General features: G+C 70.1%; 12 protein-coding genes. 5 read left to right on the forward strand and 7 right to left on the reverse strand.

Going from position 1 to position 16,866, the window contains the following annotated elements; translation table 11 throughout:
* The first annotated feature begins 861 nt into the window (after positions 1-861).
* Positions 862-4,725 (forward strand): GH92 family glycosyl hydrolase, encoded by a 3,864-nt coding sequence (locus H9Y04_RS11200; protein WP_187813581.1) that lies wholly within the window; start codon positions 862-864, stop codon positions 4,723-4,725.
* Positions 4,726-4,823: 98 nt separating this feature from the next.
* On the opposite strand, the gene H9Y04_RS11205 is transcribed toward H9Y04_RS11200, so the two are convergent.
* Positions 4,824-5,978, reverse strand: a complete 1,155-nt coding sequence (locus tag H9Y04_RS11205; protein ID WP_187813582.1) for an epoxide hydrolase family protein — start codon at positions 5,976-5,978, stop codon at positions 4,824-4,826.
* 162 nt (positions 5,979-6,140) lie between these two features.
* Between H9Y04_RS11205 and H9Y04_RS11210 the strand changes: the two genes are divergently transcribed.
* The gene (locus tag H9Y04_RS11210; protein WP_187813583.1) at positions 6,141-6,719 is read left to right on the forward strand and encodes a CGNR zinc finger domain-containing protein; all 579 of its coding nucleotides are present in this window, start codon (positions 6,141-6,143) and stop codon (positions 6,717-6,719) included.
* 71 nt (positions 6,720-6,790) lie between these two features.
* On the opposite strand, the gene H9Y04_RS11215 is transcribed toward H9Y04_RS11210, so the two are convergent.
* Together H9Y04_RS11215 and H9Y04_RS11220 are read right to left on the reverse strand one after the other, a co-directional pair.
* The gene (locus tag H9Y04_RS11215; protein ID WP_187813584.1) at positions 6,791-7,558 is read right to left on the reverse strand and encodes a sugar isomerase domain-containing protein; all 768 of its coding nucleotides are present in this window, start codon (positions 7,556-7,558) and stop codon (positions 6,791-6,793) included.
* A 76-nt stretch (positions 7,559-7,634) separates the two neighbouring features.
* Positions 7,635-8,618 carry an N-acetylglucosamine kinase gene (locus tag H9Y04_RS11220; protein ID WP_187813585.1) on the reverse strand — a complete coding sequence of 328 codons (984 nt, stop codon included), beginning with the start codon at positions 8,616-8,618 and terminating at the stop codon, positions 7,635-7,637.
* Positions 8,619-8,709: 91 nt separating this feature from the next.
* Between H9Y04_RS11220 and H9Y04_RS11225 the strand changes: the two genes are divergently transcribed.
* On the forward strand, positions 8,710-9,588 hold the full coding sequence (locus tag H9Y04_RS11225; RefSeq protein ID WP_308800940.1) for a MurR/RpiR family transcriptional regulator: 879 nt from the start codon (positions 8,710-8,712) through the stop codon (positions 9,586-9,588).
* A gap of 65 nt (positions 9,589-9,653) precedes the next feature.
* Here the strand turns inward: H9Y04_RS11225 and H9Y04_RS11230 are convergent, their stop codons facing one another.
* Together H9Y04_RS11230 and H9Y04_RS48650 are read right to left on the reverse strand one after the other, a co-directional pair.
* Positions 9,654-10,721: a LacI family DNA-binding transcriptional regulator gene (locus tag H9Y04_RS11230; protein ID WP_187813586.1), complete on the reverse strand. Its 1,068-nt coding sequence runs from the start codon at positions 10,719-10,721 to the stop codon at positions 9,654-9,656.
* Between the two features lie 472 nt (positions 10,722-11,193).
* Complete coding sequence (locus H9Y04_RS48650) at positions 11,194-11,844, reverse strand: NAD(P)-dependent oxidoreductase (RefSeq protein WP_187813587.1); 651 nt, start codon at positions 11,842-11,844, stop codon at positions 11,194-11,196.
* A 303-nt stretch (positions 11,845-12,147) separates the two neighbouring features.
* On the opposite strand from H9Y04_RS48650, the gene H9Y04_RS11240 reads away from it, so the two are divergent.
* Both H9Y04_RS11240 and H9Y04_RS11245 read left to right on the forward strand, forming a co-directional pair.
* Positions 12,148-12,492 carry an L-rhamnose mutarotase gene (locus H9Y04_RS11240; RefSeq protein WP_187813588.1) on the forward strand — a complete coding sequence of 115 codons (345 nt, stop codon included), beginning with the start codon at positions 12,148-12,150 and terminating at the stop codon, positions 12,490-12,492.
* 313 nt (positions 12,493-12,805) lie between these two features.
* Positions 12,806-15,376: a polysaccharide lyase family 8 super-sandwich domain-containing protein gene (locus H9Y04_RS11245; protein WP_187813589.1), complete on the forward strand. Its 2,571-nt coding sequence runs from the start codon at positions 12,806-12,808 to the stop codon at positions 15,374-15,376.
* A gap of 31 nt (positions 15,377-15,407) precedes the next feature.
* Here H9Y04_RS11245 and H9Y04_RS11250 read toward each other — a convergent pair whose 3' ends face one another.
* Both H9Y04_RS11250 and H9Y04_RS11255 read right to left on the reverse strand, forming a co-directional pair.
* Positions 15,408-15,815: a MerR family transcriptional regulator gene (locus H9Y04_RS11250; RefSeq protein WP_187813590.1), complete on the reverse strand. Its 408-nt coding sequence runs from the start codon at positions 15,813-15,815 to the stop codon at positions 15,408-15,410.
* Positions 15,816-15,870: 55 nt separating this feature from the next.
* Positions 15,871-16,755: a carboxymuconolactone decarboxylase family protein gene (locus H9Y04_RS11255; protein ID WP_236070716.1), complete on the reverse strand. Its 885-nt coding sequence runs from the start codon at positions 16,753-16,755 to the stop codon at positions 15,871-15,873.
* Positions 16,756-16,866: the final 111 nt, after the last annotated feature.

A 16,866-nucleotide genomic window follows, 5' to 3' on the forward strand; every position in this document is an offset into this window, starting at 1 on the left:
ATCGATTCGATCTTCCTGGGTTTCACTGCGAGTTCGGCCGTCAAGGCCAGGTCGGTGAAGCGCTTGCCGCGCTTACCTGGGAGCGCGGCATTGGGTGGGTCTCCGAGCGGAATACCGGCGAAGAGACACATCCGGGCGTTTCACCGTTTTTTCGGAGCCGCTGAGCGGCGCCGATGATCAGCTGCGAGATGCACGGCGCCGTGACCGGCGCTCCTGATCAGATCGCGATGGCCCGCCGAAGGTGGATCCCGTACTCAAGTCCTCGACCTCCTCCAGGACTCAGGCGGTGCAGCGGAATCCACCGGCGCCCGCGAACAGATGAAGCCTTGGGTGCTGCATCCACTGAGGTGGGTGAACCGCTGACGGCAGGAGACGTTTCAGGCCCCTTGCTCCCCCCGCCTCGCATCCGCATTCGCGGGATGCTTGGACGCCGACAGGTATAGTCCACTTCCCTTCAACTGGGCAAGATCGAATGCAGGTTTGGATGCCAGTCTTTCCTGAGTTGAGACCTCACGGATATCCAGCGCCCTGAGCACCCGGGAACGGAGGAGGGCATTCCGGGCCACTTGCAACGTCCCGCAAGCACACTCGGAACCGTTGGCACCACTGGGCACTTGGCTCATCGTGCGCCCTCGCCCGTCGCTCTTGCAACGTTGCCGACGCGGCCTGTCCGGACGAATCGGTCGCCTGTGCCCTGCAGGCCCGAAGTCGCGCCCCGCGCCCCCGTGCCGCTCCGATGGATTCCCGCCACCGCTCCCCCGTGCGCCTCTGCAACACCCTTGACACCACTGGGCACTTGGCGACCTACTGGACGATGCGCCGACCGTTGACAACGTTGTCCACATCGAGGGAGGGACGCTGATGCACGGATCCCCAGGCAGATCCCCGCGCAGTCACCGCCGCCGTAGACCATCGACATCCACTGCCCTGCTCGGCACGGCCTGCGCCCTCGCCCTGATCGTCACCGGTCAGGGCGCCGCCGTCGCCGCTCCGCCCCGGGCGCCCGCCGCCGACACCGCGTTCCGGTCCTCGTTCGAGGACGATCAGGCGCCGGTCGACTGGCGCAACACCCCCGAGACGGGCCCCGACGGCAAGAAGAAGGCCTCCGGGGTCGACGGCGCGTTCAGCAGCGGCATTCCGGGCAATGTCACCGACCGCGTCACCGAGGTGCGGGCGAGCGGTGAGAACGCGGGATCCGGCGAGGTCAAGGAGAACCTCGTCGATCTGGAGCCCACGTCGAAGTGGCTCACCTTCGCCCCCACGGGCTGGGCCGAGTTCGATCTGGACGAACCGGTCAAGGTCGTGACGTACGCGCTGACTTCGGCCAATGACGCCGCCGGGCGCGACCCCAAGGACTGGAAGCTCCAGGGCTCCGCGGACGGCAAGGAGTGGACGACCCTCGACACCCGTAGCGGCGAGAGCTTCTCCGAGCGCTTCCAGACCAAGACGTACGACTTCGAGAACACCACGGCCTACGCGCACTACCGCATCGACTTCACCGCGAACCACGGTGACGGCATCCTGCAGCTTGCGGACGTGCAGTTCTCCGACGGCGACACGAGCCAGCCCGTTCCCGAGGACATGCAGAGCGCGGTCGACCGCGGGCCGAGCGGCTCGCCGACCGCGAAGGCCGGCGCCGGGTTCACCGGCAAGCGCGCGCTGCGCTATGCGGGCACACACAAGCCGGAAGGCCGGGCGTACTCGTACAACAAGGTCTTCGATGTCGATGTCGCGATAGAGCGGAATACGGAACTCTCGTACCGCATCTTCCCGCAGATGCCGGAGAACGAGCCGGACCTGAAGTATCCGGCGACTTTCGCCAGCGTCGATCTTGCCTTCACCGACGGCACGTATCTGAGCGAGCTCGGCGCGGTCGACACGCACGGCGGAAAGCTCACGCCGCAGGGGCAGGCCGAGGCGAAGCGGCTCTACGTCAACCAGTGGAACCATGTCGCCTCGGACATAGGCCGGGTGGCGCGCGGCAAGACGGTCGACCGGATCCTGGTCGCGTACGACGCCCCGAAGGGTCCGGCGAAGTTCCGCGGCTGGCTCGATGACATATCCATCGCCCCGAAGGCGCCGGAAGACGTGCCGAGCCACCTCTCGGACTACGCCTCGACCACCCGTGGCACCAACTCCAGCGGCGGCTTCTCGCGCGGCAACACCTTCCCCGCGACGGCCGTGCCGCATGGCTTCAACTTCTGGACGCCGGTGACCAACGCCGGCTCGCTGAGCTGGCTCTACGACTACGCGCGCGGGAACAACGCGGACAATCTGCCCGCTATCCAGGCATTCAGCGCGAGCCATGAGCCGAGCCCGTGGATGGGGGAACGGCAGACGTTCCAGGTCTTGCCGTCCAAGGACGCGGGGACGCCCGAACTCGACCGCGCGAAGAGGGCGTTGCCCTTCCGGCACACGGACGAGATTGCCCGGCCGCACTACTACGCGGTGAAGTCCACGAACGGCATCAGGTCCGAGATCACGCCCACGGACCATGCGGCGCTGATGCGCTTCACGTATCCGGACGACAACGCTTCGCTGATCTTCGACAACGTGTCGGACAAGGCGGGCCTGACCCTGGATGCGGACAAGGGCGTGGTGACCGGGTACTCGGATGTGAAGAGCGGTCTGTCGACCGGTGCCACGCGGCTCTTCGTGTACGGGACCTTCGACAAGCCCGTGACCGGCGGCGCGGCGTCCGGGGTGAAGGGCCACCTCCGCTTCGACGCGGGCGCGAACCGCACGGTGACGATGCGGCTCGCGACCTCTCTGATCTCGGTGGACCAGGCGAAGGCGAACCTGGATGCGGAGATCCCGGCGGGCCGCTCGTTCTCCGAGGTGAAGGCCGCCGCGCAGAAGCAGTGGGACGACATCCTCGGCCGCGTGACGGTCGAGGGCGCCACGCACGACCAGCTGGTGACGCTGTACTCCTCGCTGTACCGGCTGTATCTGTACCCCAACTCCGGCTTCGAGAAGGTCGGTTCGAAGCACCTGTACGCGAGCCCGTTCTCGCCGGCCGTCGGCGAGGATACGCCGACGCACACCGGCGCGAAGATCGTCGAGGGCAAGGTCTACGTCAACAACGGCTTCTGGGACACGTATCGCACGACGTGGCCGGCGTACTCCTTCCTCACGCCCGGCAAGGCGGGTGAGCTGGTCGACGGCTTCGTGCAGCAGTACAAGGACGGCGGCTGGATATCCCGCTGGTCCTCGCCCGGCTACGCGGACCTGATGACCGGCACGTCGTCGGATGTCGCCTTCGCGGACGCGTATGTGAAGGGCGTGGACTTCGACGCCTCCGCCGCGTACGAGGCGGCACTGAAGAACGCCACGGTGGTGCCGCCGTCGTCGGGTGTGGGCCGTAAGGGAATGGAGACCTCTCCCTTCCTCGGCTATGCCTCGACCGATACGCACGAGGGCCTCTCCTGGTCCCTGGAGGGGTACCTCAACGACTACGGCATCGCGCAGATGGGCAAGAAGCTCTACCGCGAGACCGGGAAGAAGCGCTACAAGGAGGAGTCGGCTTACTTCCTCAACAGGGCCCAGAACTATGTGAAGTTGTTCGACGCCGCGGCCGGCGGCGGTGACACGGACAGCAAGGGCTTCTTCCAGGGACGCGACCTCAAGGGTGACTGGCGCGTGCCGTCCGGTGCGTACGACCCGCGCATCTGGGGTTACGACTACACCGAGACCAACGGGTGGGGTTATGCCTTCACCGCACCCCAGGATTCGCGTGGTCTGGCGAACCTGTACGGAGGGCGTGCCGGTCTCGGCGAGAAGCTGGACACGTATTTCACGACGCCCGAGACCGCCTCACCGGAGTTCAAGGGCTCGTACGGCGGTGTGATCCACGAGATGACCGAGGCCCGTGACGTACGGATGGGCATGTACGGCCACTCGAACCAGGTCGCGCACCACGCCACGTACATGTACAATGCGGCCGCGCAGCCCTGGAAGACACAGGAGAAGGTCCGGGAGGTCCTGTCCCGTCTGTACGTCGGCAGCGAGATCGGCCAGGGGTACCACGGCGACGAGGACAACGGCGAGCAGTCGGCCTGGTACCTCTTCTCCGCGCTCGGCTTCTATCCGCTGGTGATGGGGTCCGGGGAGTACGCGATCGGCTCGCCGCTCTTCGAGAAGGCGACGGTCCGTATGGACAACGGCAAGACCCTGGTGGTGAAGGCGCCGAAGAACAGCGCGTCGAACATCTACGTGCAGGGCCTTCGCGTGAACGGCAAGCAGTGGTCCTCGACCGCTCTGCCGCACGCGGTGGTCGCGAAGGGCGGCGTCCTGGAGTTCGACATGGGCCCGAAGCCGTCGAAGTGGGGCACGGGGAGCTCGGCCGGTCCGGTGTCGATCACGGACGACGACAAGGTGCCGGCGCCGCGGGACGACGTCCTGGCGGGTGACGGGGAGCTGTTCGACAACTCCTCTGCCACGTCTGCGACTTCGGCGTCCGTGGACCTTCCGGCCGCCGAGCGTACGCGTGCGGTCCAGTACACCCTGACCTCGGCGGACAAGGCGAAGGCGCCGTCGGGGTGGGTGCTGCAAGGGTCGTCGGACGGGTCGCGCTGGACGGACCTGGACAAGCGCGCGGGCGAGTCGTTCGCGTGGGACAAGCAGACGCGGGTCTTCTCGGTGTCCTCGCCGGGGCCGTACGCGAAGTACCGGCTGGTGTTCACCGGGGGCGAGGCGACGGTGGCGGAGGTGGAGCTGATCTCCTGACGCCGCTCTCGTGAGAGTGCCGGGTGAGCGGGCCTCGGGCCGGCTCACCCGGCACTGCTATGTCAACTCCCTTATTCGTACGGGCACTTGACTGCCGACTACCTGCCGCCTGCGGCGAGCACGGCCGCCAGGCCCTCCCGCAGGTCCTCGGCGAACGGCCCGGGCACCTCGAGTGCCGGGAAATGCCCGCCGGCTTCGGGGGTGGCCCAGCGGACGATCCGCCGGAACCGCTCCTGCGCCCAGGGGCGCGGGCACTTCTCGATGTCGCGGGGATAGACGCTGACGGCCGCCGGGACGTCGACCCGGAGTGCGGGGTCGAGCGAATCGTGGCTCTCGTAGTAGATACGGGCCGCCGAAGCGCCGGTCCGTGTCAGCCAGTACAGGGTGACGTCGTCGAGAACGCGGTCCCTGGAGATCCGCTCGAACGGGCTGTCCTCGGTGTCCGTCCACTCGGCGAACTTGTCGAGGATCCAGGCGAGCAGTGCGACCGGCGAGTCGACGAGCGCGTATCCGATGGTCTGCGGCCGGGCCGCCATCTGCTTCGCGTACGCGGCGCGGTGGGCCCAGAAGTCGCGGGTCTCCTCGGCCCAGGCGCGGTCGGCCGCCGTCAGGGCGTCCAGGGAGAGGCCGGGCGGCGCCTGAGGGGTGACGGTGTGGATGCCGAGCACATGCTCGGGGAACCGGCCGCCGAGGATCGTGGTGATCACACCTCCCCAATCTCCGCCGTGGGCAAGGAACTTGTCGTAGCCGAGCCTGCCCATCAGCTCCACCCAGGCGGCCGCGATCCTCTCGGTTCCCCATCCGGTGCCGGCGGGCTTCTCGCTGTACCCGAAGCCCGGCAGCGACGGGATGACGACGTGGAACGCGGGCGCGTCCCCGTCCTTCGGATCGGCCAGTTCGTCCACGACATGCGTGAACTCGGCGACGCTGCCCGGCCATCCGTGCGTCAGGACCAGCGGGGTGGCGTCCGCGCGGCTCGACCGGCGGTGCAGGAAGTGGATGCCCAGACCGTCGACGGTCGTACGGAACTGGCCGATCCGGTCCAGGCGCGCCTCGAAGGAACGCCAGTCGTACGCCGTGCGCCAGTAGTGCACGACGTCCACGAGGTCCGCGAGCGGAACGCCCTGGGCCCATCGACCCGGACCGGGAGCGGCCCCGTGCACCGTCTCGGCCTCCGGCAGCCGGGCCGCGGCCAGTCTCGTCCGCAGATCGTCGAGCGCGGTGTCGGGTGCGTGGGCTGCGAACGCCTGCACAACTCCGGTTCTCTGCGCATCTCGGGTTCCCTGCGCATCTCCGGTTCGGCGGTTCACGGGACCTCCAGAGCGTCGACGAAGCCGGCTCGGGGGTCCTGCGGAACCGGCATTGACGGTTCTAGTGCATCCGGACGGCCATCCGCAACCGGCTATGGTGGTTCCATGAATGACCGGTTCCCCGACTTCCGGCTCGGCAAGGTGCTGGCGACCAGCTTCACGGGAACCCTGTCGGAGCGCTACGGCGACGCCGTGGAGCGCATCCCCACACCGCAGCGGCTGGTCGACTGGCTGGGCGTCAGTGGCCTCGCCATCGACTCCTGCACCGCCGATCAGCTGGCGCACGCACGGGAGTTGAGGGAGGCGGTGCACGCCGCCGCGACAGCGGCCGCCCGCCAGGAGCCGCTTCCCGCGGCCGCCGTACGGATCATCAACGAGTGCAGCGCGCAGGGCCGCGCCGCGGCCGTACTGACGCCCGAGGGCGATCGGCAGTGGCGGCTCGGCGCCGCCTCACCCGTGGCCGATGCCCTGAGCGTGATCGCCGCCGACGCGGTCGGCATCATCTCGGGCGAGCGGGACGGCAGGCTCGCCCTGTGCGCGTCACCGACCTGCCGGGCCGCCTTCTTCGACACCAGCCGAAGCCGCACCCGCAGATGGTGCGACATGAACACGTGCGGCAACCGCGAGAAGAAGGCGCGCTTCCTTGCGGGCCGGCGCGAGGACGCAGCCGCGCCGGGCCACTGAGCGCAGTGACCCGGCGTACGTGCTGACCGGCGGCCTTGAGCGCGTACTGGCCGCTTCTCGGCAATGTGCCGTCAGAACCCGCCCCGGTGCAGCCGCCCTTCGTAGTGGGCCTCCAGCTTCGCGTTGCGTTCGAAGCCACCCGGGAGGTTGGCCGAGATGTAGACCGGGACCTCGTGGCCCTCGGCGATCAGCAGGGCCACACTGTCGGCCACCACCATCTGGGCCAGGGTCGACGAGGTGAGGGTGGAGACGCCGCACAGACCGCCGCCGTCCGGCAGCGGGAGGATCGCGTCGCCCGACGGGGCGCCGTTGTCGAGCACCACGTCCGCCAGATCCGCGAGACGCTTGCCGCTGGGGTGCAGGGCGGGGACCGAGCGGGTGTGTTCCATCGAGGTGATGGCCACGAGGGCGTGCCCCTTCTCCTTCACCAAGTGGGCCATGTCGACGATGGAGTTGTTGACCCCCGAGTTGGAGATGATCACGAAGAGGTCCTGGGGGCGCGCGCCGCTCAACTCGTAGAGGCGCGCGGCCAGTCCGGGCCGGCGTTCGAGCAGCGGATCGGCGAGGACCTCGAGGCCCTCGCCACCGCGGAGCACCAGGTCCGTGAGGCCGATGCGGTTGGTGGGGATGAGGCCTCCCGCACGGCCGGAGATCTCGAGCGCCGTGGCCTGCGAGTGACCCGTACCGAAGGCGTGGATCACTCCGTCCGCCGCCACGCAGTCCGCGAACAGGCGGGCCGCCGCCACCACCGCCTCCTTGTTGGCGTCGATCGCCGCGTCGAGGGCGGCGCGCGCCTCGTCGACGAAGAGACTCGCGCTGATCTGCGGGGCGTCGGTCATCGAGGAATCTCGCTCTCATCTTTCGGTTCACAGAACCGGGCACTGATGGATTGCTTGAAACAATGAACCAGACGGGTCAGGGCGTCAAGAGGCCCGCGAGGGCCACAGCCCCCGCGCCGCCGTCCCGAACTGCCGCCATACGCAGCCCCATTGACTCCACCCGTACGGACAGGCGCTCCGCCAGCGGACCGCCTGGCGCGATCAGACCGCCGGTGGCGACGAGCAGTTCTCCGGGGCGCGCGCCCAACGCGCGCAGCTTGTCCACCAGTTCGTCGGCCGCACGGTCGAGCAGGGCGCCCGCCGCCGGATCACCGTCCGCCTCGGCCTCGACCACCAGCGGGCTCAGCGCGGCGAGTGCGGCCGGCGGCCGGGAGTAGGCCCAGTCGGCGATGGCGTCCCTGAGCCGCCCGGGGCGCTCCCCCGCGGGAACGGCCGTCTCCAGCACGCGCTCCACGAGCAGCCCCCGCGGGCCGCGCCCGTCAAGCGCCCACAATGCGGCCCGTACGGCCTCACGCCCCAGCCAGAAGCCGCTGCCCTCGTCGCCGAGCAGCCAGCCGTGCCCGTCCACGACCTGCGTGCTCCGGCGTCCACCGATCCGCGCGGCGGTCGCGCCCGTGCCCGCGATCAGGACGAGCCCGTCCGCCGGCACCCCGGGTCCGGAGGCGAACGCGACCTCCGCGTCCCCGTACATCTCCAGGGCGGCCGCCTCGATCCCCAGCGAGTCGAGGGCCTGCGCGAGGCAGGCGCCCGCGGTGTCCCGGCCGCGCCCGTATCCCCCGCCGGCGAAACCGCCCGCGACCAGCGCGCCCCGCTCGCGCATCCCGGCCGGCACGGCGGCGTCGAGCGCTTCGCGCAAGTGCCGTACGAGAGCGTCGGGTTGCACGCCGAGTGCGTTGCCCGGGCCGCCGGCACCCGTGCCGATCAGCCGCCCCGCGGCGTCGGCGCAGAACGCGCGGGTGCGGGTGCCGCCGGCGTCGACGCCGATGCGAAGGAGCCCTCCCGAAGCGCGTGGTGCGTGCTCGCCGGAAGACTGCGCACGGGAAGGCGGGGCTTGATTCAATGATTCATCAATCACACCTCATGGTGGTTGATAGAATCACGGCCTGACAAGAGCCGGACCGTGAATCGATACGAATCGAGTCGAGCCCACCGTGATCACCACCCTGATCCACTCCGAACTGCCCCGGCTGACCGCCTCGTTGCGCAAGGTCGCCGAGCAGGTGCTCGCCGACCCGGCCGCGCTCGCCCACACCTCGGCGGCGGACCTCGGGCGCCGCACCGGCACCTCGCAGGCGACGGTCACCCGTTTCTGCCAGGCCATCGGGCTCGACTCGTACCAGGCACTGCTGCTCGAACTCGCCAAGGAACAGGGGCAGTCCACCGGCGAGCAGTTCACGCAGGGCCGGCCGCTCGGGCCCGACATCGGCCCCGACGACACCCTCGACCAGCTGATCGACGTCATCGCGCACGCCGACCTCAAGGCGCTGCGCGCCACGGTCGAACGCCTCGACCGCGACGCGCTCGAACGGGCGGCGCAGGCGCTGGCGAAGGCCCGCAGGATCGATGTCTACGGAGTGGGCGCGTCCGGCATGCTGGCCCGTGAGCTCGAGGCCCGGCTCTTCGGGATCGGCTGCCAGGCCAGGGGCTGGACCGAGGTGCACGCGGCCAAGACCTCGGCCTCGCTCCTCACTCCCGCCGACGTGGCCATCGCCCTCTCGCACTCCGGCAGCACCCGCGAGGCCCTCGGCCCCTTGCGCCTGGCCGCCGAGCGCGGCGCGACCACCCTCGCCATCACCTCGGACCCCCGCTCCCCCGCGGCGCAGGCCGCGGCCATCCACCTGACCTCGACCTCGGGCGAGACGAGCTTCCGGTACGGCGGCTTCGGCGCGCGCCACTCCGTCCTGCTGATCATCGACTGCCTGTACGCACGGGTCGCGCAGCTCTCGTACGACCGGGCCACCGCGTCGATCGCGCTCACCGCCCATATCCGCGAGGAGCACGCGGCACCGCGCGGCCGACGCCGCGGCTGACCCTCTCGCGTACACCGGCGCTCGCCCCGTCCGGCCCCGCGGCGAGAACACCGGCCGTCGCCTCCTCAGGCCCCACGCCGATACGTCCGCACCGACTGGCGCAGCACCAAGTGCGTGCCCAGCGTGACGCTCTGACCCCTCGACTGGTTCATCGGGTCGTCGCGGTGCAGCGCCTGCCGTACGGCGGTACGGCCGAGCTCCTCGTGCGGTACGTGCACGGTGGTCAGGGCCGGATGGACGTCGATGGCCAGGGGCTCGTCGTCGTAACCGAGCACCGACAGGTCATCGGGCACCTTGAGGCCCGACTCCCGCGCCGCGGCGATGACACCGGCCGCGATGAGGTCGTCGAAGCAGAACACCGCCGTGCACGGCAGGTCCCCGGCCGCGAGCCAGGTCCGCACCTGCTCGTGGCCGAAACCCCGCGCGGCGGGTCCGTGGACGGTCAGGGCCGGGTCGGCGTCGACGCCGTGGTCGGCCAGGGCCCGCCGGTAGCCCGCATGGCGGGCGTCGAAGGTGGTGTTGCCCGGCGTCCCGCCGATGAAGGCGATCCTGCGGTGCCCGGCGGAGAGCAGATGCCCGGCCGCCGCGTACGCGCCGCCCTCGTTGTCGTAGTCCACGACGGTCACCGGCAGTCCCGGCTTCGGTGCGGGCCTGCCGCACAGCACGAGCCGCGAGCCCTCGCGGTCGAGCGCCTCGGCGAGGCGGCCGATCCGGGACACGTACTCGTCGTTGGTGTCCGCGCCGCCGACCAGGATCACGGCCTCGGTGCTGCGCTGGCGCAGCATCTCGATCAGCGCGACCTCCCGCTGGGGGTCACCGAGCGTGGAGCAGATCAGGCTGAGCCGCCCCTCGGCGATCGCCTGCTGCTCGATGCCGTGCGCGACCTGGCCGTGGAAACTCCAGGCCACGTCGGGGATCAGGATGGCGATGGTCTGGGTGTTGGTTCCGGACAGGGCGCGGGCCTGCGCGTTCACCACATAGTCGAGCTCCTTGATGGCCCGCTGCACCTTGCTGTGGATGGCCGGCGAGACGGGCCGGTTTCCGGTCAGGACGCGGGAGACGGTGGCCGGTGACACACCCGCGCGGGCGGCGACGTCGCGGATGGTCGTGGCACGGCGAGGAGCTGCTGGCATGCGCGGAGTATACGGTTGCACGCTGTTTCCCTGTGTTGCCCGGTGGCCTCGTGCGCAGGGCGGCCGGTCCCAACTGTGGCGATATCCCCCCACCTTGAGCGGCCCTACTTGAGCAGCCCCACGCTCAGCCCCGCCTGGATCCTGCGCTGCATGAACAGATACACACCGACGATGGGCGCCGACGCCATGACCAGACCCGCGAACAGCGCGGTCCAGTCCGCCTCGTACCCCCTTGAAGATGACGACCTCGAGGCCGGCGTTCTTGTCGATGCCGAGCGGGTTGGACGCGCTCTTCTGGCCCTTGGCGGACGAGCCCGAGGGCTCCTCCTCGACGCCGGCGCAGGAGGAGAGCAGCCGGCGGCCGGGACGGCGACGGCCAGGCCGCCGAGGGTGCGCAGAAGCGTGCGCCGTGCCGGGACCGAACGGGACGTGTTGATGTCCATGGGGAACTCCTGAAGCGAGGGCGGGAGCACTACGCGAGGTGCGTCAGCTCGGAGAGTTCGACCTGCCCGATCAACGGGCGGCCGGCGGCGATGCGTTCGATCTCTGCGACGGCGAACGCTCCGAGGCAGCTGATCTCGTTGCCCAGTGCGCCCGCGATGTGCGGGGTCACCAGGACGTTCGGCAGGGAGAACAGGGGGTGGCCCGCGGGCAGGGGCTCGGGGTCGGTGACGTCGAGCACCGCCTTGAGGCGGCCCGAGGCGCAGTGGCGTACCAGGGCCTCGGTGTCGATGAGCTGCCCGCGGGAGGTGTTGACGAGGATCGCCCCGTCGCGCAGGAGCCCGAGGCGGCGTTCGTCGAGCAGATGGCGGGTCTCGGGCGGCGCGGGTGCGTGCACGGTGACCACGTCGCTGCGGCGCAGGAGTTCGTCGAGCTCCACGAGTTCGACATCGGCCTGCGGGCAGGCCGCGTCCAGGAAATCCGTGTCGACGGGCGGGCAGCGCCAGCTTGTCAACAGAACCTCGAGGTCGGCCAGTTGATCTCCCACGTCGGCGAAGTCCGTGATGACCCCGTCCCACAGCTCGGCGCCGGCGCTCAGCCGCGTCCGCAGCGCCGGGGGGGGCAGCACGAGCGCGGCGGTGTCGAGGCCCATGACCAGTGCGACGGTCGGGCGGGAGTTCATGAACACCTCTGCGGGACGGAAGGGAGGGAGGACGGGAGGGAGGACGGGAGGAAGAGAGGGAGGGCGGAAGGGATGCCCGGAACCGGGGGCGGTGCGGACGGAACCGAATGAGGCAACCTTGGAAATCGGTTTCCAAGCGGCCTGGGCGCAGAACCTAGGAGCTGACCTAGAGATACGTCAAGGGCTTGTGCGATCCATTGACAGCAATGGGCAACCGATTTACTTTCAGGCTCGCAACGTGAGGGGCTCTCAGGACCTCGACGGCGAGCCCTCCGCCGCCGTCCCGACGAAGGGAGACGCGGCATGCGGCGCGTCGCACAGGTCATCCGTCTGCGGCCCGAAAAGGCCGACACCTACCGGGAGTTGCACCGCAACGTCCCCGAGGCCGTGCTCGAGCGGCTGCGCGGCTCGCACATCGCCAACTACTCGATCCATCTCCTCGGCGATCTGCTCTTCAGCTACTTCGAGTACCACGGCGAGGACCTCGAAGCCGATCTCGCCGCCATCGGCGAAGACCCGGCGACCCAGGAGTGGTGGAAGCTCACGGATCCCTGCCAGGAGCCGGTCGGGCAAGCCGCGCCGGGTGAGTGGTGGGCGCCGATGGAGCAGGTCTTCCTCATGCCGGAGCCGAAGGCGGAGCGTCCGTGAAGGTGACCCGACGGACCGCCCTGCGCCTGGCGGCCGCCGACGGCGCGGGGCTCGGGCTCTCCGCCTTCGGCACGCTACCGGCGTTCGCGGCCGACGAGTGCGACGCGCTGCGGCTGCGCTGGATCGACACGGCGATGAAGGGCACCGGCTACGACCCGGCGGCCGAACCCTTCGCCGGCGCCCCGAAGTTGACCGGTGACGCCGCCGCGGCCTCCCGTACGGCCATGACCCCGGACGCGGCCGCACTCTGGCCCGATCTGCCGCTCGGCAGCAACAGCGCCCACGTGACCACCGCCTACCGGCGCCTGCTCGGATGGCGCAGGCCTGGGCCTTCCCGGGCACCGGGCAGACCGGCAACAGCGGGATGCTCGCCGATGTGCTCACTGGTCTGGACTGGATGCGGGCCAAGGCGTACACGCCCACGACACCGAAGTACAACAACTGGTGGGACTGGGAGATCGGCTCACCGCAGCTGCTGCTCGACGCGATGTGCCTGGTGTACGCACACCTGAGTGCCGCGCAGATCTCCGGCTACCTCGCCTCGGTCGACCAGTTCGTGCCGGATTCCAAGGTGGCGCCCTCCAACACCGCGAACACCGGCGCCAACCGCTCCGACCAGTGCCGGATCGTCATCCTGCGCGGCATCCTCGGCGAGACCCCGGCGAAGATCGCTCTCGGCCGCGACGGTCTCTCCCCCACCTTCCCGCTGGTGCGCAGCGGTGACGGTTTCTACGCCGACGGCTCGTTCATCCAGCACGCCGCCGTGCCCTACATCGGCACGTACGGCTTCGTCCTGGTCAACGGGCTCGCGCTGCTGATGGCGCTGCTCGACGGCTCGACCTGGGCCGTGACCGACCCGAACCGGCAGGCCGTGCTCGACGCCGTACCGAAGGCGATCGCGCCGTTCCTGTTCAACGGCCTGATGATGGACGGTGTTTCGGGCCGGGCCACCAGCCGCGGCATATCCGAGGGCGATACGAGCGGGATATCGCAGAGCGACCACGCCCGCGGTCACTCCTGGATCGCCGCGGTGCTCCTGCTCGCCTCCGCCGCACCCGACGCGGACGCGGCGCGCTGGAGACGGATGGCCAAGGGCTGGATCCAGCGGGACTACTACTTCCCGCCGATGACGAACAAGCGGCTGAGCCTGCCCGCGCTCGCCCAGCTCAAGTCCGTCCTGGACGACGGCGCGGTCACTCCGCTCGCCGAGCCCGCCGAGAGCCGCGTGTTCGGGTCCATGGACCGCGCCACCCACCGCCGTCCCGGCTGGGCGTTCGCGGTGGCGATGGGCTCGGGGCGCACCAACTTCTACGAGGTGGCCAACGGCGAGAACCCGCGCGGTTGGCACACCAACTCCGGGATGACGTACTGGTGGGGCGACACGTACGGCAACGGCCAGTACTCCGACGCCTTCTGGCCGACCGTCGACCCGCAGCGGCTGCCCGGCACCACGGTCTCCCGCAAGCCGCTCGTCAACAGCGAGGCCGCCAACACCAAGCCCCCGGCCCCCGCGGTGTGGACGGGCGGCGCCACCGACGGGACGTACAGCGCGCTTGGCCAGGACACCCGCGGCGTCAACTCCACGCTCACCGCCCGTAAATCCTGGTTCTGTCTGAGCGACCAGGTGGTCTGCCTGGGCGCGGGCATCACCGCGAGCGACGGGCAGTGGGTCTACTCCACGGTGGAGAACCGCAACCTCGGCCCGGACGGCACGCAGGACCTCACGGTCGACGGCACGGTCCAGCCCGCCACGCTCGGCTGGTCGAAGACGTTCAGTGCCGCGGGCTGGGCGGCGATCGAGGGCTTCGGTGGATACGTGTTCCCCGGCAAGGCCCAGGTCTCGATGAGCCGCGAGGCCCGCACCGGCGCCTGGCGCGACATCAACCCCACCGGCTCCACCACCGCGCTGACCAGGCGCTACGTCACGCTGTGGATGAACCACGGCACCGACCCGGTGGACGCCTCGTACCGCTACATCCTCATGCCGGGCGCGACCGCCGCACAGACCGCGGCCCGCGCGGCGAACCCCACGGTGACCGTGCTCGCCAACACCAAGCTGGTGCAGGCGGTCACCGACAGCGCCACCGGTGTCACGGCCGCGAACTTCTACGCGGCGGGCACGGCGGGGCCGATCACCGTCTCGGGCCCGTGCTCGGTCCTGATGCGGGAGTCCGGCGGCACCCTGAAGATCAGCGTCGCCGATCCCACGCGCGCCGCCACCACCGTGACGGTGACGATCGACCGGAGCGGCTTCTCAACTGCCGCCTCGGACACGGAAGTCGGCGTCATCGGACTGGCTCCGATCAAGCTCCAGGCCGAGGTCGGCGGCGCGCAGGGCGGCTCGCGCACGATCACCTTCGGCACCGGCAGCACGGTGACCGCGGGGCGGCCCGCGACGGTGAGTCCCGGCGCCGACGCGTACGTACGGGACGGCTCGTACGCGTCCACGAACTACGGGACCGACACCGGCCTGCACGTGAAGAACGCCGGAGCCGGCTACCACCGCCGCGCGTTCCTCAGGTTCGACCTGTCCTCGCTCACCGCCGCACCGCGCCGCGCCGTCCTGTGGGTGCGCGGCCAGACCGCCGACGCGGGCGGTACGCAGGCCACGGTCGGGGCGTACGCGGTGAGCGGAGACGGCTGGACCGAGACCGGGCTGACCTGGAACAACCAGCCGGCGCTCGGGGCGCTGCAGTCCACGGGCGCGATCGGGACGGCGAAGGACTGGATCGCGCTGGACGTCACGGACCACATCCGGAGCCAGTACAGCGGCGACAAGTCCGCCACGGTCGCGCTCGCGCAGGCCGCGCCCGGGAACGCGGTGGTCCTCGCGAGCCGCGAGCAGAGCGCCGACCGGCCGTTCCTGCAGGTGATTCAGGGCTGAATCACGGCTGCCGCGTCCGGCCGCCCCGGGATCACCCGGCGCGGCCGGACGCAGTGCGCGAGCTCAGCTCCTCGTAGTACTCCACCTTGGCGTCCAACGCCTCGAGGCAGTCGGCGAGTTCGGCGATCTGCCGCCGTACGGTCTCGCGGTGGCGGCGCAGCAGGTCGAGGCGGTCCGCCGCGCTCTTGTCCCCCTGTCTGCGCAGCTCCGCGAAGCGCTGCATGGTGCGGATCGGCATCCCCGTGGTGCGCAGCCGGGTCAGGAACGCCAGCCACGCGAGGTCCTCCTCGCGGAACCGGCGCCGTCCGCCCGTATCGCGGTCCACCCGGTCGAGCAGTCCGATCCGCTCGTAGTAGCGCAGGGTATGGGCGCTCATGCCGGTGAGGTCGGAGGTCTCGGCGATGGTCCGGGTGCCGCGGCCGGTGCTCGAAGCAGTCATACGGCAACGGTAGGCGGAGCACGGACGGGCAGCCGGGGAAGCAGGGACCCCGCGGTCAGTGGTCCTCGAACACCTCCCTGGCCACGGTCACCGCGTTCAGGACCCGCGGGAACCCGGCGTACGAGACGGTGTGGATCAGCGCCTCGACCACCTGGGCCGGGGTGAGCCCGACGTTCAGCGCAGCGCCGATGTGCACCCGCAACTGCGGGGCCGTGTCACCGAAGGCCGTCAGGGCGCCTACGGTGACCAGCTGCCGGCGCTGCGGGCTGAGCCACGGCCGGTGGTAGACGTCGCCGAACGCGAACTCGACGAGATGGCGCCCGAGATCGGGCGCGATGTCGTTCAGGGACTCGACCACGTCGATGCCGTGTTCGCCGTCGATCCGCCGCAGGTTCTCGATGCCGCGCTCGTACCGGTCGCGGGGATCCTTCTGTACGGACGGCTCGAAGGTCACACCGCGATCGGCGAAGACCTTGCGGGCTACGCCGATCGCATTGAGCGCCCGGGGGAAGCCCATGAACGGCACGATGTGGATCAGCGCCTCGACGACCTCGGCGGGACGCACGCCGACGCGCAGCGCGGCATCGATGTGGAAGTCCAGCTGGGGTGCGGTGTCGCCCTGCGCCGTCAGGGCGCCGATCGTCACCAACTGCCGCTGCTGCGGGTCGAGTCCGGGACGCGAGTAGATGTCGCCGAAGGCGAACTCCACGATGAAACGGCCCAGATCGGGCGCGATGTCTTGCAGCGACCGAACCGTCTCGGCGCCGCGCTCGCCCGAGATACGGCGCAGGGTGGCGAAGCCCCGGGCGTAGCGGTCGGACTCCTGGGGTGCGGCGGCGGCCGGGTCCGCCATGGCGAGCGGGGCACCGAGCCCGACGAGGGCGGCCTTGGCGACGCTGCGGCGGCTGGTGACAGGGGTCTGCTGCTCTGGCTGAGTCATGGGGTCACCGTAGAAATTGGAGCGCGCGCTAACTCAAGTACCACCCACTCCGCTTCAAGTACCGCCCACTCCGCTCACTCTGCGTCACCAGGTACGGCGCGACAGGCGGAG

The organism is Streptomyces polyasparticus, assembly GCF_014493765.1.
GTDB classification, from domain to species: domain Bacteria; phylum Actinomycetota; class Actinomycetes; order Streptomycetales; family Streptomycetaceae; genus Streptomyces; species Streptomyces polyasparticus.

Coding starts and splice junctions, on each gene's coding strand:
- H9Y04_RS11200 (WP_187813581.1), top strand. CDS start 862: ATGCACGGATCCCCAGGCAGATCCCCGCGCAGTCACCGCCGCCGTAGA.
- H9Y04_RS11210 (WP_187813583.1), top strand. CDS start 6,141: ATGAATGACCGGTTCCCCGACTTCCGGCTCGGCAAGGTGCTGGCGACC.
- H9Y04_RS11215 (WP_187813584.1), bottom strand. CDS start 7,558: ATGACCGACGCCCCGCAGATCAGCGCGAGTCTCTTCGTCGACGAGGCG.
- H9Y04_RS11230 (WP_187813586.1), bottom strand. CDS start 10,721: ATGCCAGCAGCTCCTCGCCGTGCCACGACCATCCGCGACGTCGCCGCC.
- H9Y04_RS48650 (WP_187813587.1), bottom strand. CDS start 11,844: ATGAACTCCCGCCCGACCGTCGCACTGGTCATGGGCCTCGACACCGCC.
- H9Y04_RS11240 (WP_187813588.1), top strand. CDS start 12,148: ATGCGGCGCGTCGCACAGGTCATCCGTCTGCGGCCCGAAAAGGCCGAC.
- H9Y04_RS11245 (WP_187813589.1), top strand. CDS start 12,806: ATGGCGCAGGCCTGGGCCTTCCCGGGCACCGGGCAGACCGGCAACAGC.
- H9Y04_RS11250 (WP_187813590.1), bottom strand. CDS start 15,815: ATGACTGCTTCGAGCACCGGCCGCGGCACCCGGACCATCGCCGAGACC.
- H9Y04_RS11255 (WP_236070716.1), bottom strand. CDS start 16,755: ATGACTCAGCCAGAGCAGCAGACCCCTGTCACCAGCCGCCGCAGCGTC.